This is a genomic window from Nocardioides faecalis (genome assembly GCF_018388425.1).
Taxonomy (GTDB): Bacteria; Actinomycetota; Actinomycetes; order Propionibacteriales; family Nocardioidaceae; genus Nocardioides; species Nocardioides faecalis.
Genome location: NZ_CP074406.1, coordinates 2,435,191 through 2,451,378, shown reverse-complemented (window position 1 = coordinate 2,451,378; position 16,188 = coordinate 2,435,191). Strand labels below are relative to the sequence as shown.

Sequence of the window (16,188 nt, the reverse complement as noted above, 5' to 3'; positions counted from 1 at the left end):
CATGCCCACCATGATCCCCGGCCCACAGCCCACCGTCGGTGAGCGCCAGCGCCGCATCGTCCGCGTCCTGGCGATCGTCGCGCTGGTGCTCGCGGTGGTGCAGGTCGTGGGCATCATCGCCATGGTGATCGCCGACGCCGCCGCGGAGGTGCTCGGCGGCTGGAGCGGGCTGATCGCACTGATGCTGGCGCCCCCGGTGCTGCTGGCGCTCGCCGCCTCGATCGGCGCGATGGTGTGGTCCGCGCGGCCCGCCGGCCTTCCCCTGGCGGTGCTCGGCCTCGCCGTCGGTGCGTTCTCCCTGCTGGGTGTGGTGACGACCATGGTGCCGATCTGAGATGACGAAGCCCTCCGCCCCACCCGGAGGTGGCGACGGAGGGCTTCGCGAGGCGACGAGGTCGGCGCGGGTCAGTGCGCCGCGGCGTCCTTCGCGGGCTCGACGAGCTCGACCAGCACGCCGCCGGCGTCCTTGGGGTGGATGAAGTTGATCCGGCTGTCCGCGGTGCCGCGCTTGGGCTCGGGGTAGAGCAGACGCAGGCCACGCTCGCGCAGGATCGCCGAGACGGCATCGATGTCGGTGACCCGGTAGGCCAGCTGCTGCAGGCCCGGGCCGCTGCGGTCGATGAACTTCGCGATCGTCGAGTCCGCGTTGAGCGGCGCGAGGAGCTGGATCTTGGAGTCGGTGTCGCCGACGGCCACCATCGCCTCGCGCACACCCTGCTCCTCGTTGGTCTCCTCGTGGACCGCGACCATCCCGAAGTTGTCGCGGTAGAAGGCGATCGCCTCGTCCAGGTCGGGCACCGCGATGCCCACGTGGTCGATGGCGGTGAACAGGTGGGCCGGCACGGCGCCGGCCGGCGCGTCGGAGTTGCTCATGGGAATCATTGTGCCGGGCGCAGACCAGCGCCCGGAGCCGGCAGACCGGACGCTGGACCTCTCGCCCACAGTCGCTACCCCCGAGTAGAGTCGATCGGGTTCAGACTGCACCGCTCGAACCGGAGGAACCATGTCCGACAACCCCAGCGTGATCGTCGCCGGCGCTCGCACCCCGATCGGCCGCCTGCTCGGTGGTCTCCAGAGCCAGTCGGCCGCAGACCTGGCCGCCGTGGCCATCAAGGGAGCGCTGGAGAAGGCGGGCGTCTCCGGGGACCAGGTGGACTACCTCATCCTCGGGCAGGTCCTGCAGGCCGGTGCCGGGCAGAACCCCGCCCGCACCGCCGGGCTCAAGGCAGGCCTGCCGCAGAGCGTCCCCTCCATCACCATCAACAAGGTGTGCCTGTCGGGCATCAACGCCATCGCCCAGGCCGACCAGATGATCCGCGCCGGTGAGGCCGAGATCGTGGTCGCCGGCGGCACCGAGTCGATGACCAACGCCCCGCACCTGCTGCTGAAGAGCCGTGAGGGCTTCAAGTACGGCGACACCCCGCTCGTGGACTCCATGGCCTACGACGCGCTCTACGACCAGGCCACCCAGCAGGCGATGGGCAACCTCACCGAGGCGGTCAACGCCGAGCGGGACAACGCCCTGACCCGCGAGGAGCAGGACGAGTTCTCCGCCCGCTCCCACCAGCGTGCCGCGGCGGCGCAGAAGAACGGCGTCTTCGACGAGGAGATCGTCCCGGTCTCCATCCCGCAGCGCAAGGGCGACCCGGTCGTCCTCACTGCCGACGAGGGCGTGCGCGGCGACACCACGGCGGAGTCGCTGTCCAAGCTGCGCCCGGCCTTCTCCAAGTCCGGCACCATCACCGCCGGCTCCGCCTCCCAGATCTCCGACGGCGCCGCCGCCGTGGTGGTCACCAGCAAGAAGAAGGCCGAGGAGCTGGGCCTGCCGATCCTCGCTGAGATCGTCAGCCACGGCCAGGTCGCCGGCCCGGACTCGACCCTGCAGCTGCAGCCGGCCAACGCCACCCGCAAGGCGCTCGACAAGGCCGGCCTGAGCGTGGCCGACCTCGACCTGGTGGAGTTCAACGAGGCGTTCGCGGCCGTCGGCATCGAGTCCGCCCGCGAGCTGGGCCTGGACGAGGAGAAGGTGAACGTCAACGGGGGCGCCATCGCCATCGGTCACCCGCTGGGCGCCTCCGGTGCGCGGATCACGCTGCACCTGGCGCTGGAGCTCAAGCGCCGCGGCGGCGGCCTCGGTGCGGCCGCGCTGTGCGGCGGTGGCGGCCAGGGTGACGCGCTCATCATCCGGGTCCCCGCCAGCTGATCGAGGGACGAGGCTTGTCCGCACCTCTTCGTGCACCTCAGGGCGGCCGTCGCGGGATCACCGCGGCGGCCGTTCCTGCGTTGGTCGAGCGCGCCCGCGAGGGTGACGCGCGCTCCGTCGGCCGGCTGGTCTCCCTCGTGGAGGACGAGTCGCCGCTGCTGCCCGAGCTGACCCGGGCCCTGGTGCCGCACACCGGGCACGCCCGCATCGTCGGGCTCACCGGCGCCCCCGGGGTGGGCAAGTCCACCTCCACCAACGCCCTGATCGGTGAGCTGCGCCGCCGCGGCGACCGGGTGGCGGTGCTGGCGGTGGACCCGTCGTCACCGTTCTCCGGCGGTGCGCTGCTCGGGGACCGGATCCGGATGGGCGACCACGTCCTGGACCCCGGCGTGTTCATCCGCTCGATGGCGGCCCGCGGCCACCTGGGCGGGCTCGCCTGGACCACCCCGCAGGTCCTGCGGGTGCTCGACGCCGTCGGCTTCGACGTGATCCTGCTGGAGACCGTCGGCGTCGGCCAGAGCGAGGTCGAGGTCGCCGGCCAGGCGGACAGCACCGTCGTGCTGCTCGCGCCCGGCATGGGCGACGGGATCCAGGCCGCGAAGGCCGGGATCCTGGAGATCGGTGACGTGTACGTCGTGAACAAGGCCGATCGTGAGGGCGCCGACCGGGTCGCGCGCGACCTGCGCTCCATGCTCGGTCTCGCCGAGCGCCGTGAGGGTGCCTGGCAGCCGCCGGTGCTCAAGACCGCCGCCTCCACGGGCACCGGCGTCGCGGACGTGGTCGACGCACTGGCCGAGCACGCCGCGTGGCTGCGCGAGTCCGGCGGGCTGCACGCCCGCCGGGTGCGGCGTGCGCGCGAGGAGATCGAGACGCTCGCGCTGACGGAGCTGCGCCGACGCTGGGGCACGGTGGGGGAGAGCGACCGGCTGGCCGAGCTCGCCGAGGCTGTCGTCGCCGGCGAGACCGACCCGTACGCCGCCGCCGAGACCCTGCTCTGAGCCGGGACACCGTCAATGCCGCCGTCACTGCCGCCGTCACTGCCGGCGTCATGGCCGCCCGGCAGGGCGCGGCGGTGCCGCGGCCGGCGAGCGTGGCTGGGAGGATGAGCGGGTGAAGGACGTCGTCATCCTCGGCTCGACCGGCTCCATCGGCACCCAGGCCCTCGACCTGGTGCGTGCCAACCCCGACCGCTTCCGGGTGGTCGGCCTGACCGCGGGCGGCAGCAACCCCGCGCTCTTCGAGGCCCAGGTCGCGGAGTTCGCCCCCCGGGTCCACGGACTGGGGGAGGCGGCCAGCGTGGAGGCCGCGCAGGCCGAGTGCGACGTGGTGCTCAACGGCATCACCGGGGCGGTCGGGCTGCGCCCCACCCTGGCGGCCCTCGACGCCGGCACCACCCTGGCCCTGGCCAACAAGGAGTCACTGGTGATGGGCGGGCCGCTCGTGCTGGAGCGGGCCGCGCCCGGCCAGATCGTCCCGGTCGACTCCGAGCACAGCGCGCTGGCGCAGTGCCTGCGCTCCGGCTCCGCCACCGAGGTACGACGCCTGGTCCTCACCGCCAGCGGGGGCCCGTTCCGCGGCCGCACCCGCGAGCAGCTCGCCGGCGTCACCCCGGCCGAGGCGATGGCGCACCCCACCTGGGACATGGGTCCGGTGATCACGATCAACTCCGCCACCTTGGTCAACAAGGGGCTGGAGGTGATCGAGGCGCACCTGCTCTTCGACGTCCCCTACGAGGCGATCGAGGTGGTCGTGCACCCCACCAGCGTGGTGCACTCCATGGTCGAGTTCGTCGACGGCTCGACCATCGTCCAGGCCAGCCCGCCGACCATGATGATCCCGATCGCGCTCGGCCTGGACTGGCCTGACCGGGTGCCGCAGGCGGCGCCGCCGGTCGACTGGACCAGCCCGCAGACCTGGCAGTTCGATCCTCTCGACGACGAGGCGTTCCCGGCCGTGTCGCTGGCCCGCGCGGCAGGCGTGGCCGGCGCGACGGCCCCGGCGGTCTACAACGCCGCCAACGAGGTGGCCGTCGACGCGTTCCGCACCGGCCGGCTGCCGTTCACCGGCATCGTGGAGGTGGTGGCGAGCGTCCTGGCCGATCACGACGTACCCTCGAAGATGCAGCTGAGCCTCGACGACGTCCTGGCGGCCGACGCCTGGGCCCGGCAGGCTGCGACCCGCACCATCGCCGACCGAGAGAACTGATCACGCCCCATGACCGCCCTGCTCTACATCCTCGGCGTCGTCGTCTTCGTCGTCGCCATCCTGGCCTCCATCGGCCTGCACGAGCTCGGCCACATGATCCCCGCCAAGGCGTTCGGCGGGAAGGTGACGCAGTACTTCATCGGGTTCGGTCCCACGGTGTGGAGCAAGCAGGTCGGTGAGACCGAGTACGGCGTCAAGGCCATCCCGCTGGGCGGCTACGTCAAGATCGTCGGGATGCTGCCGCCCGCGGCGCTGGAGGCCGCGGACGAGGTGACGGTCGACTCCGCGGGCAACCAGGTCGTGCGGGTCCGCAAGTCCAACACCGGCATGTTCACCCAGCTGATCTCGGATGCCCGGGCCGCGGAGTGGGAGCTCGTCGGTCCGGAGGACTCCGACCGGCTGTTCTACAAGCTGCCGTGGTGGAAGAAGGTCATCGTGATGGCCGGCGGCCCGTCGGTGAACATCCTGATCGCCTTCGGAATCTTCGCCGCCGTGTTCGCCACCTACGGCAACGCCGCCGACCCGGCTGTGGACACCACGATCGCGGAGGTCCAGGCCTGCGTGATCCCGGCGGAGGAGGACGGCCGGCCCTGCACCGCCGAGGAGCTGGTGGAGTCCCCGGCGCCGGCCTACCGCGCCGGGATCGAGGTCGGCGACCGGGTGGTCTCCTTCAACGGCACCGAGGTGAGCAGCTGGGACCAGGTGCAGCGCCTGGTCCGGGCGAACGGCAGCGGCCCGGCCACCGTCGTGCTCGAGCGTGACGGCCAGCTGGTCACCGTGACCACCAACACCACCGTCACCCCTCGCTTCCTGGAGTCGGGTGACACCGAGACCCAGGAGGTGGGATTCCTCGGCGTGCGGCCCAGCACCCGTCCCACCACCGGCGGCGTCGGCTACACCGTCACGCAGATGGGCGACATGACGGTGGAGGTGGGCAAGGCCCTGGTCACGCTGCCCGCCAAGGTCTGGGGCGTGGCGAAGGCCATCGTCGGGGTCGAGGAGCGCGACCCGCAGGGGCCGGTCAGCATCGTCGGCGGGGGACGGCTCGCGGGGGAGACCGCTTCGCACGACGAGATCCCGGTCAAGGAGAAGACCGTCTCGCTGCTGATGCTGATCGCGGGCTTCAACTTCTTCATCGGCATGTTCAACTTCGTCCCGCTGCTGCCGCTGGACGGTGGGCACATCGCCAGCGCGCTGTGGGAGGGCCTGCGTCGCGGCCGGGCACGGCTGCTGCGGCGCCCGGACCCCGGCTACGTCGATGCCGCCAAGCTGCTGCCCGTGGCGTACGTCGTGGCGAGCGCGCTGCTCGTGATGGGGGTCGTGCTCATCGTCGGCGACCTGGTCGTGCCGCTGAGCCTCGAATCCTGATCCAGGACGGGTCGAAAGTAGGCTGGTCCCCATGACGTCGATCAACCTGGGCATGCCTGCTGCGCCCGCGCCGGTGCTCGCCGCGCGCCGCCCCACCCGTCAGATCCAGGTGGGCAAGGTGGGCGTCGGCAGCGACCACCCCGTCTCGGTGCAGTCGATGACGACCACGCTCACCTCCGACGTCAACGCCACCCTGCAGCAGATCGCCGAGCTGACCGCCGCCGGCTGCGACATCGTCCGGGTGGCCTGCCCCAGCCAGGACGACGCCGACGCGCTGCCCGCGATCGCGAGCAAGGCGCAGATCCCGGTCATCGCCGACATCCACTTCCAGCCCAAGTACGTGTTCGCCGCGATCGAGGCCGGCTGCGCCGCGGTCCGGGTGAACCCGGGCAACATCAAGAAGTTCGACGACCAGGTCAAGGAGATCGCCAAGGCCGCGGCCGACCACGGCACCTCGATCCGGATCGGCGTCAACGCCGGCTCGCTGGACAAGCGCCTGCTGGAGAAGTACGGCAAGGCGACGCCTGAGGCCCTCGTCGAGTCCGCGGTGTGGGAGGCGGGCCTCTTCGAGGAGCACGGCTTCCGCGACTTCAAGATCTCGGTCAAGCACAACGACCCCGTGGTCATGGTCCGCGCCTACGAGCTCCTCGCCGTGGCCGGCGACTGGCCCCTGCACCTCGGTGTCACCGAGGCCGGTCCGGCCTTCCAGGGCACGATCAAGTCCGCGACCGCGTTCGGTGCGCTGCTCTCCAAGGGCATCGGCGACACCATCCGGGTCTCCCTCTCGGCGCCGCCGGTCGAGGAGGTCAAGGTCGGCATCCAGATCCTGCAGTCGCTCAACTTGCGTCCGCGCAAGCTCGAGATCGTCTCCTGCCCCTCGTGCGGTCGCGCGCAGGTCGACGTCTACACCCTCGCCGAGCGGGTCACCGCCGGCCTGGACGGCCTCGAGGTCCCGCTGCGCGTGGCCGTGATGGGCTGTGTGGTGAACGGGCCGGGCGAGGCCCGCGAGGCCGACCTCGGCGTCGCCTCCGGCAACGGCAAGGGGCAGATCTTCGTGAAGGGCGAGGTCATCAAGACCGTGCCCGAGGCCGAGATCGTCGAGACGCTGATCGAGGAGGCGATGAAGCTCGCCGAGTCGATGGAGCCGGTCGAGGGCGCCGAGGCGTCCGTCTCCGTCGGCTGAGTCCGCAGGCCTCCGCACGCCGGTGCTGCCGAGGACCTAGGCTCGAGGAGTGCTGACCACCCGCCAAGGCGTCCGCGTCCTCGCGAGCGCCGACCTGCCTGAGTTCCTCGCCCTGGCGGGGCAGGACCCGGTGGTCAACGTCTTCGCGGTCCACCGCGCCCAGACGACCCGGCTCGAGCCGCGCTGGCTCGGCGGCGAGATGTGGGGGCGCTTCGAGGACGGCGAGATGGTCGCCGCCTGCCACGCCGCGGCGAACCTGGTGCCGGTGCAGGCCACGGTGGAGGACGCCCGGGCGTTCGCCGAGCGCGCGCTGGCGCGTCGTCGTACCTTCTCCACGGTGGTGGGCCCGCAGGCGGCGGTCGGCGCGCTGTGGAACGAGGTGCGCGGGCAGTGGGGCGAGCCGCGCGACGTGCGCTGGGACCAGCGCCACCTCGCCATCGACACCGCGCCGTCGGTCGCCCCGGACCCCGGCGTCCGCGTCGGCGTGCGCGACGACCTGCCCACGCTCTACCCGGCCTGCGTCGCCATGTACACCGAGGAGGTCGGGGTCTCACCGGAGTCCGGCGGCGCCGGCGACCTCTACCGGGCCCGGGTCGCCCAGCTGGTCGGGCGCGCCTGGTCCTTCGTGCGCTACGACGGCGACGAGCTCGTCTTCAAGGCGGAGGTCGCGTGCGCCACGGCCCATGCCGCACAGATCCAGGGGGTCTGGGTGCCGCCGCACCGGCGCGGTCAGGGCCTGGCCACGACCGGCATGGCGGCCGTCGTGCAGCAGGTCCGTGCCCGGCTCGCGCCGACCGTGTCGCTCTACGTCAACGACTGGAACCACTCGGCCCGGGCCGCCTACGCCCGCGTCGGGTTCACCGAGACCGCGCGCTTCGCCACGATCATGTACTAGGCCCGTGCACCAGCCCGTGGACGAGCCGGCCAGGCTCGACCCCGCGCGACCTGCCCACCTCGACTGAGCCCGGGCCCGCCGCTCGCCGTAGAGTGCGCAGCGTGCTGATGCGGATGTCGACCCTGTTCGTTCGGACCCTGCGCGAGGACCCCGCCGACGCGGAGGTGGCCAGCCACCGGCTCCTCGTCCGGGCGGGCTACATCCGCCGCGCGGCGCCGGGGATCTACACCTGGCTCCCGCTGGGGCTGCGGGTGCTGCGCAAGGTCGAGGCCCTCGTCCGCGAGGAGATGGACGCCATCGGCGCGCAGGAGGTCTCCTTCCCGGCGCTGCTTCCCCGCGAGCCCTACGAGGCCACCGGCCGCTGGACCGAGTACGGCGACGGCATCTTCCGGATCAAGGACCGCAAGGACGCCGACTACCTGCTCGGGCCCACGCACGAGGAGATGTTCACGCTCCTGGTCAAGGACATGTACGGCTCGTACAAGGACCTGCCCCTGAGCCTGTACCAGATCCAGACCAAGTACCGCGACGAGGCCCGCCCCCGCGCCGGCCTGCTGCGCGGGCGCGAGTTCACCATGAAGGACTCCTACTCCTTCGACGTCGACGACGCCGGGCTGGAGGCCTCCTACGCCCGGCACCGCGAGGCCTACGTCCGGATCTTCGACCGGCTCGGCTTCGACTACGCGATCGTCGAGGCCACCGCAGGCGCCATGGGCGGGTCCAAGTCGGAGGAGTTCCTCGCGCGCTCCGAGGTGGGCGAGGACACCTACGTCCGCTGCACCCGCTGCGACTACGCCGCCAACGTCGAGGCCGTCCAGGTGCGCCCGACGGAGGTCGCCGCGAGCGCGGAGAACGCGTGGGGCGGCGCGCCGGCCGCGCACGTCGAGGACACCCCGGACACGCCGACCATCGCCCGCCTGGTGGAGCACCTCAACGCCGCGCTGCCGCGCGAGGACCGCCCCTGGCACGCCGGCGACACGCTGAAGAACGTGCTCGTCATGCTCAAGCACCCCGACGGCACCCGCGAGCCGCTGGCGATCGGCCTGCCCGGCGACCGTGAGGTCGACCAGAAGCGGCTCGAGGGTCAGCTCGAGCCGATCGAGGTCGAGCCCTTCGGCGAGGCCGACTTCGCCGCCCACCCGGCGCTGGTCAAGGGCTACATCGGCCCTGGCGTGCTGGGCGAGGAGGGCGCCAGCGGCATCCGCTACCTCCTGGACCCGCGGGTCGCCGACGGCACGCGCTGGGTCACCGGCGCCGACGAGGAGGGCCGCCACAGCGTCGACCTCGTCGCCGGGCGCGACTTCGTCGCGGACGGCACCATCGAGGCCGCCGAGGTCCGCGATGGCGACGCCTGCCCGCACTGCGCGGAGGGCACGCTGGAGTCGGCGCGCGGGATCGAGATGGGCCACGTCTTCCAGCTCGGGCGCAAGTACGCCGAGGCCCTCGGTCTGCAGGTGCTCGACGAGAACGGCAAGCTGGTCACGGTCACCATGGGCTCCTACGGCATCGGCGTGACCCGGGCGGTCGCCGCGGTGGCGGAGGGCAACCACGACGAGATCGGCCTGTGCTGGCCGGCCGCACTGGCACCGGCGGACGTCCACGTGGTCGCCGCCGGGAAGGACCCCGCGATCTTCGAGGCGGCCGAGAAGCTCGTCGCCGACCTCGGCGCAGCCGGCGTCGACGTCCTGTTCGACGACCGGGCCGGCAAGATCAGCCCCGGGGTGAAGTTCAAGGACGCCGAGCTGATCGGCGTCCCCACGATCGTCACCGTGGGCCGCGGCGTCGTCGACGGCGTCGTCGAGGTCAAGGACCGGCGCACCGGGGAGAAGACGGAGCTGGCGCTGGACGGCGCAGCCGCCGCCCTCGCCGAGCGCGTCGCCGGCTGAGGACCCGAGTGACCTGAGGGGCCGGAGGACGGGGTGCCCCGGCCTCCGGCGCCGGCGTGCGCTGCAGGTTTGTGCACTGCACATTTATGAGGATTGCGGTGTGCAGACGCCACCGTCGTTCTGCTGCATGATTATGCACAGGTGCTCGCCGCGGCGGCACCGGTGACCGTGCCCCCGGTCAGCACGCGTTCGTGGTCCCGTCTTCGGGGGGCATCTCGGGAGTTCCCCGGGAGACGGGACCTCGAACCGCGTCCCGGCCGCCCCGCGGCCCGTCGGACGCTCTCAGAGCACGTCAGAGACCCGGCAGCGGCTCGGGCTTCGCGCCGAGTCCCACACCGCGCACGGCGGCGTCGCTGAGCCAGCCCGACAGCTGGGCGCGCAGCTTTCCGGCGGTGCTCGCCACGCCGTACGCGTAGGCGGACGCCGCAGCCTCCTCCAGCTCCCGGGCGCGGGTGCGCACCGCGGACGGAGTGCTCAGGTCTGCGGGCAGCTCGTAGGCGGGCTCCGCGGCGACCGGCGTGGCGCCGGCGGCGCTCAGCGCGGCCACGAGGCGGTCGCGACGGCCCTGATGGGCGCGGTAGGCGCGGGTCAGGGCGGAGGCCAGAGCCGGCTGCGCCGTGCGCGAGGTCTGCGCGGCGAGCGCGCCGTAGACGAAGACCGCCGCGTGCTCGCCCGCCAGCACGACCTGGAGCGCGTCCACCGCTGCCGGGGACAGCCCGTCGTCGCCGACCAGCGCGGCACCGTCGTCGGCGGGTGCCGCGCCCTGCAGCTGGGCCACCGCGGCGGCCATCGCGGCGAAGCGCTGGGCCAGTGCGCCGCTGCCCGCCTCCCGGCTCGCGGTGAGCAGACGCTCGCGCAGGGCGGTCTCCGTGCGCAGCACCTCCTTGCGGGCGGCAGCCTCCGACCCGCCCACCGGTGGCTGCGCGGTGCCGGAGGCCGTCTGCCCGGGCGAGGTGGGGCCGCTCGAGGCGGAGAGGTCGGCGTCGAGCTCGGCGAGGTGGGTGCGGTTGAGGGTCGCGTAGCGGCTCGCCAGCGGGGCCAGCCCGGCGTATGAGGAGCCCGCGGCGGAGGCGAGCGCCTCGGCCTCGACCAGGGCGCTGCGCACCTCCTCGACCAGGTCGCTGTCGGAGTCGAGAGCCGGCGCGGTGGCCTCGACGGCGCCCGGCGTGTCCGGTCCGCCGTCGAGGACGGAGTCGATCGCGTCACAACCGGAGGCGGTCAGCAGGGCCGTGCCGAGGCAGGCCGCGACCAGGAAGCGGCGCAGCGGACGCGTGGGGGGCTCGAGCACGCGAAGACCTTATCTCCGAGGCGATAGGGTGGCCTGGCACAGCCACAACAGGACACGGAGGATTCGCATGGGTTCGGGCCAGCCCGCTCAGGGCGCGACAGCAGAGCGGATCGAAGAAGTCCTCGCGGCACCCCTTGCCGAGCTCGGGCTGGACGTGGAGGCGGTCGAGCTCACGCCTGCCGGCAAGCGTCGGGTGCTCCGCGTGGCGATCGACACCGACGGCGGTCTCACGCTCGACGACGTCGCGGCCGCGACGAAGGTCATCGACCGCGTCCTGGAGGCCGACGGTCCCGCGGGCGGCGCCGAGGTGATGGGCACGCTGCCCTACACCCTCGAGGTGACCTCCCGCGGCGTGGACCGGCCGCTCACCCTGCCCCGGCACTGGCGGCGCAACGCCGGCCGTCTGGTGAAGGTGGTGACCACCGGCGAGACGGGGGAGAGGGACGACCTGCTGGGCCGGATCGTGACCAGCGACGACGAGGGCGTGGTCCTCGACGTCGCCGGCGCGGAGGTCCGGCTCGGGTACGGCGACATCGGCAAGGCCCTGGTGCAGGTGGAGTTCAACCGCCGCCCGGCCGCCGGTGCTCAGGAGCACGACGAGCACGACGAGCACGACCAGCACGACCCGCAGGACCAGCAGGACCGCGTGGACAACAAGGACAAGGACGCCCGCTGATGGACATCGACCTGAACATCCTGCGGATGCTCGAACGTGAGAAGGAGATCAAGTTCGACGTCCTCGTCGACGCGATCGAGCAGGCCCTGCTGACGGCCTACCACAAGACCGAGGGGTCGGTGCCGGGCGCGCGCGTGGAGCTCAACCGCCGTACCGGTCACGTCACCGTGCTCGCGCCCGAGCTGGACGGCGAGGGCAACAAGGTGGGGGAGTACGACGACACCCCGGCCGACTTCGGCCGGATCGCCGCGACCACCGCGAAGCAGATCATGATGCAGCGCCTGCGCGACGCCGAGGACGAGATCAAGTTCGGCGAGTTCTCCGGCAAGGAGGGCGACATCCTCTCCGGCGTGATCCAGCAGGGACGCAACCCCGACGACGTGCTCGTCGACCTCGGCCGGCTCGAGGCGCAGCTGCCCGCGAGCGAGCGGGTGCCGGGTGAGGACTACAGCCACGGCACGCGGATCAAGTGCCTGGTGATCTCGGTGCGCAAGGGCATGCGCGGCCCGCAGGTCACGCTGTCGCGCTCGCACCCCAACCTGGTCAAGAAGCTCTTCGCCCTCGAGGTGCCCGAGATCGCCGACGGCACCGTCGAGATCGCGGCCATCGCCCGCGAGGCCGGGCACCGCACGAAGATCGCGGTGCGCTCCACCGTCCCCGGCGTCAACGCCAAGGGTGCGTGCATCGGTCCCATGGGCCAGCGGGTGCGCAACGTGATGGCCGAGCTCGGTGGGGAGAAGATCGACATCGTCGACCACTCCGACGACCCGGCCGAGATGGTCGCCCACGCGTTGTCCCCGGCCCAGGTGCGCTCGGTGACCGTGGTCGACGCCGCGGCCCGCTCGGCACGCGTCGTCGTACCGGACTTCCAGTTGTCGCTGGCGATCGGCAAGGAGGGGCAGAACGCCCGCCTCGCCGCCCGGCTGACCGGCTGGCGCATCGACATCCACTCCGACGAGGAGTCCTGAGCCCTGCGGGTCCTGTCCCGGGTGCCCGCGGCGTCGTACGGAGCCGTTCGACGCGCGCCTGCGCGGTGCCGGTTCGTGATCCTGACCCCCGGAGCGGTAGAGTCGGGTGCTGGTGGCTCGCCTGATGAAATCCTCTGCTGGACCTGACGCATCCCCGTTACCGGGGCCCGTGAGGACCTGCATCGGATGTCGGCAGCGGGCCGCCAAGCGCGAGTTGTTGCGGGTGACCGCCGGCTCGGACCCGACGACCGGGCAACCGGTCGTCTGGCCGGACCCGGGGGGAGCCGCACCGGGACGCGGGGCGCACCTGCACCCCACCTCCGGTTGCTACGACCTCGCGGTACGGCGGAGAGCCTTCCCCCGAGCGTTGCGCCTGGCGCAGGGCCCCGGAGGTCAGGGACTCTCCACTGCGCCCGTGAGCGAGTACGTCGCCGCGCTGACGATCGATCCGACCGCATCCATCAACTGAGACTGGAGCAGCAGCTCATGAGCACTCGATGAGTACCTCGCGATGAGCCAGTTCGTTCTGCACCACCCACCAACGGTCTGAAGATCCCCCCGGGTCTTGGGCCAGAAGGAGAACCGTGGCCAAGACCCGAGTTTCCGAACTCGCGAAGAAGTACGGCATCCCCAGCAAGGAAGCGCTGGAGAAGCTGAGCGCGATTGGCGAATTCGCCAAGACCGCGTCCTCGAGCATCGAGCTCCCGGCCGTCAAGAAGTTCGAGGCGACCTACGGAGCCGAGCTCCTCGCGAAGATGAAGCCGGCCGACGGTGCCGCCGGCGGGGCTGAGAAGCCCGCCGAGCGCCCGTCGCCCGCCCCGAAGCCTGCCGCGGCGCCCGCCGCCCCGGCTGCTGCAGCTGCGCCGGCCCCCGCGCCGGCCGCGCCCCAGGCGCCTGCTGCCGACAAGCCGGCGGCTCCGCGCCCCGGCCCCCGTCCGGGCCCGAAGGCACCCGCCCCGAAGCCGGCCGAGCCGGCCGAGCCGGTGGAGCAGGTCAAGCCGGCCGAGCCGAAGCCGGCGGAGGCGAAGCCCGCCGCCGCGCCTGCGGCGCCGGCCGCTCCCAAGCCGGGCGGGCCCAAGCCCGCCGCGCCCAAGGCTCCGGCCCCGCGCCCGGTGGGCAAGCCGGGCGGCACGCCCCGCCCGGGCAACAACCCGTTCGCTCCGAGCCAGGGCATGGGCCGTCGGCCCAGCCCGCCGCCGGCTCGTGAGGGTGAGGCCGGACCGGCTGGTCCGCGTCCGCCCGCCGGCGCCGGTGGTCCGCGTCCGGGCATGCCGCCCCGTCCCAACCCGGCGATGATGCCGAAGAACCCTGCCGCGTTCGGCCAGGGCCCCGGTGGCCGTGGCCCCGGTGGCCCGGGCCGCCCCGGCGGCGGCCCTGGCGGTCCCGGTCGTGGCGCACCGGGTCGTGGAGCACCGGGTCGCGGTGCACCGGCCGGTGCGGGTGCAGGCGCACCCGGCCGCGGTCCCGGCGGCTTCGGCCCCGGCGGCGGTCGCCCCGGTGGCGGTCGCCCCGGCCAGCGTGGCCAGACCCAGGGCGCGTTCGGTCGCCCGGGCGGTCCCGCCCGGCGCGGTCGCAAGTCCAAGCGGGCGCGTCGCCAGGAATTCGAGGCCATGGAGGCCCCGACGATCGGCGGGATGCGGGTCCGCAAGGGCAACGGCGAGACCGTGCGTCTCGCTCGTGGCTCCTCGCTGACCGACTTCGCCGAGAAGATCGGTGTCGACGCTGCCTCGCTCGTGCAGATGCTGTTCCACCTCGGTGAGATGGTGACCGCCACGCAGTCGGTGGGCGACGAGACGCTGGAGCTGCTCGGCGACGAGCTCAACTACGTCGTCGAGGTCGTCTCGCCCGAGGACGAGGACCGCGAGCTGCTCGAGTCCTTCGACATCGAGTTCGGCGCCGACGAGGGTGGCGAGGACGACCTGGTCGTCCGCCCGCCCGTCGTCACCGTCATGGGTCACGTCGACCACGGAAAGACCAAGCTGCTCGACGCGCTCCGCAACGCGAACGTCGTCGCGGGCGAGGCCGGTGGCATCACCCAGCACATCGGTGCCTACCAGGTCGCCACGGAGGTCGACGGCACCGAGCGCCGGATCACCTTCATCGACACCCCTGGTCACGAGGCGTTCACCGCCATGCGTGCTCGCGGTGCGCAGGCGACCGACATCGCGATCCTGGTGGTCGCGGCCGACGACGGCGTGATGCCGCAGACGGTCGAGGCGCTCAACCACGCCAAGGCTGCCGGTGTCCCGATCGTGGTCGCGGTCAACAAGATCGACAAGGAGTCCGCCGACCCGACCAAGGTCCGTGGTCAGCTCTCCGAGTACGGCCTGGTGCCCGAGGAGTACGGCGGCGACGCGATGTTCGTCGACGTCTCGGCCAAGGCCGGGCTCAACCTCGACAAGCTGCTCGAGGCGGTCGTGCTGACCGCCGACGCGTCGCTGGACCTGCGCGCCAACCCGGTGCAGGACGCCCAGGGTCTCGTCGTCGAGGCGCACCTGGACCGCGGTCGCGGCCCGGTCGCCACGATCCTCGTGCAGCGCGGAACGCTGCGGGTCGGCGACTCGATCGTCGCCGGTCCGGCCCACGGTCGCGTTCGTGCCATGCTCGACGAGCACGGCAACGAGCTCACCGAGGCCGACCCCGCGCGTCCGGCCATGGTGCTGGGTCTGTCGTCCGTCCCGGGCGCCGGCCAGAACTTCATCGTGGTCGAGGACGACCGGATGGCGCGTCAGATCGCGGAGAAGCGCGAGGCGCGCGAGCGTGCGGCCATGCAGGCCAAGCGCCGCATCCGTCGCACCCTCGAGGACTTCATGGCCTCCATGGAGAAGGGCGAGAGCCAGGAGCTCAACCTCATCCTCAAGGGCGACGTGTCCGGTTCGGTCGAGGCCCTCGAGGACGCCCTCGCCCAGATCGACGTCGGCGACGAGGTCAGCCTGCGGGTCATCGACCGCGGTGTCGGTGCGATCACCGAGACCAACGTCGACCTGGCTGCCGCCTCCGACGCCATCATCATCGGCTTCAACGTCCGGCCCCAGGGCAAGGCGGGCCAGATGGCGGACAAGGAAGGCGTGGAGATCCGATACTACTCGGTCATCTACCAGGCCATCGAGGAGATCGAGGCGGCCCTCAAGGGCATGCTCAAGCCCGAGTACGAGGAGTCGACCCTGGGTCAGGCGGAGATCCGTGCGATCTTCCGCTCGTCCAAGATCGGCAACATCGCGGGCTGCATGGTCATCGACGGCGTCATCCGCCGCAACGCCAAGGTGCGTGTGCTCCGCGACGGTGCGGTCATCGCCGACAACCTCGACCTTGCCTCCCTCAAGCGGGAGAAGGACGACGCGTCGGAGGTCCGGGAGGGCTTCGAGTGCGGTCTCGTGCTCAAGAACTTCCAGGACATCAAGGAGGGCGACATCGTGGAGGCCTTCGAGATGAAGGAGATCCCGCGGAGCTGATCGCCCGCTCCCTGCTCAACCACGCCGCCCGCCCCGTCCCGGGGCGGGCGGCGTGCCCTTCTGG

General features: G+C 72.3%; 14 protein-coding genes. 12 read left to right on the top strand and 2 right to left on the bottom strand.

Annotated features, from left to right (window positions below; translation table 11 throughout):
- Position 1: 1 nt before the first annotated feature.
- Positions 2-334 (top strand): hypothetical protein, encoded by a 333-nt coding sequence (locus tag KG111_RS11390; protein ID WP_205292616.1) that lies wholly within the window; start codon positions 2-4, stop codon positions 332-334.
- 71 nt (positions 335-405) lie between these two features.
- On the opposite strand, the gene mce is transcribed toward KG111_RS11390, so the two are convergent.
- Positions 406-873, bottom strand: coding sequence for a methylmalonyl-CoA epimerase (gene mce / locus KG111_RS11385; protein WP_205292617.1), 468 nt, complete (start codon positions 871-873; stop codon positions 406-408).
- Positions 874-1,003: 130 nt separating this feature from the next.
- Between mce and KG111_RS11380 the strand changes: the two genes are divergently transcribed.
- The 7 genes from KG111_RS11380 (at position 1,004) to KG111_RS11350 (ending at position 9,740) form a co-directional block, all read left to right on the top strand.
- On the top strand, positions 1,004-2,203 hold the full coding sequence (locus tag KG111_RS11380; RefSeq protein WP_205292618.1) for an acetyl-CoA C-acetyltransferase: 1,200 nt from the start codon (positions 1,004-1,006) through the stop codon (positions 2,201-2,203).
- A 14-nt stretch (positions 2,204-2,217) separates the two neighbouring features.
- Complete coding sequence (gene meaB / locus KG111_RS11375) at positions 2,218-3,201, top strand: methylmalonyl Co-A mutase-associated GTPase MeaB (RefSeq protein ID WP_240196048.1); 984 nt, start codon at positions 2,218-2,220, stop codon at positions 3,199-3,201.
- 112 nt (positions 3,202-3,313) lie between these two features.
- Positions 3,314-4,408 carry a 1-deoxy-D-xylulose-5-phosphate reductoisomerase gene (gene dxr / locus KG111_RS11370; protein ID WP_205292619.1) on the top strand — a complete coding sequence of 365 codons (1,095 nt, stop codon included), beginning with the start codon at positions 3,314-3,316 and terminating at the stop codon, positions 4,406-4,408.
- Between the two features lie 9 nt (positions 4,409-4,417).
- Positions 4,418-5,776 (top strand): M50 family metallopeptidase, encoded by a 1,359-nt coding sequence (locus KG111_RS11365; RefSeq protein WP_205292620.1) that lies wholly within the window; start codon positions 4,418-4,420, stop codon positions 5,774-5,776.
- Between the two features lie 31 nt (positions 5,777-5,807).
- Positions 5,808-6,959 (top strand): flavodoxin-dependent (E)-4-hydroxy-3-methylbut-2-enyl-diphosphate synthase, encoded by a 1,152-nt coding sequence (gene ispG, locus KG111_RS11360; protein ID WP_205292621.1) that lies wholly within the window; start codon positions 5,808-5,810, stop codon positions 6,957-6,959.
- A gap of 49 nt (positions 6,960-7,008) precedes the next feature.
- Positions 7,009-7,854, top strand: coding sequence for a GNAT family N-acetyltransferase (locus KG111_RS11355; protein WP_205292622.1), 846 nt, complete (start codon positions 7,009-7,011; stop codon positions 7,852-7,854).
- Positions 7,855-7,955: 101 nt separating this feature from the next.
- Complete coding sequence (locus KG111_RS11350; RefSeq protein WP_205292623.1) at positions 7,956-9,740, top strand: proline--tRNA ligase; 1,785 nt, start codon at positions 7,956-7,958, stop codon at positions 9,738-9,740.
- A gap of 292 nt (positions 9,741-10,032) precedes the next feature.
- Here KG111_RS11350 and KG111_RS11345 read toward each other — a convergent pair whose 3' ends face one another.
- On the bottom strand, positions 10,033-11,028 hold the full coding sequence (locus KG111_RS11345) for a DUF4439 domain-containing protein (RefSeq protein ID WP_205292624.1): 996 nt from the start codon (positions 11,026-11,028) through the stop codon (positions 10,033-10,035).
- Between the two features lie 67 nt (positions 11,029-11,095).
- On the opposite strand from KG111_RS11345, the gene rimP reads away from it, so the two are divergent.
- The 4 genes from rimP (at position 11,096) to infB (ending at position 16,124) form a co-directional block, all read left to right on the top strand.
- Positions 11,096-11,704 carry a ribosome maturation factor RimP gene (gene rimP / locus KG111_RS11340; protein ID WP_205292625.1) on the top strand — a complete coding sequence of 203 codons (609 nt, stop codon included), beginning with the start codon at positions 11,096-11,098 and terminating at the stop codon, positions 11,702-11,704.
- Complete coding sequence (gene nusA, locus KG111_RS11335; RefSeq protein ID WP_205292626.1) at positions 11,704-12,672, top strand: transcription termination factor NusA; 969 nt, start codon at positions 11,704-11,706, stop codon at positions 12,670-12,672. The genes rimP and nusA overlap by 1 nt, the downstream gene beginning before the upstream one ends.
- Positions 12,673-12,796: 124 nt before the next feature.
- The gene (locus tag KG111_RS11330) at positions 12,797-13,141 is read left to right on the top strand and encodes a YlxR family protein (protein ID WP_205292641.1); all 345 of its coding nucleotides are present in this window, start codon (positions 12,797-12,799) and stop codon (positions 13,139-13,141) included.
- Positions 13,142-13,256: 115 nt separating this feature from the next.
- Positions 13,257-16,124, top strand: coding sequence for a translation initiation factor IF-2 (gene infB / locus KG111_RS11325; protein ID WP_213449986.1), 2,868 nt, complete (start codon positions 13,257-13,259; stop codon positions 16,122-16,124).
- Positions 16,125-16,188: the final 64 nt, after the last annotated feature.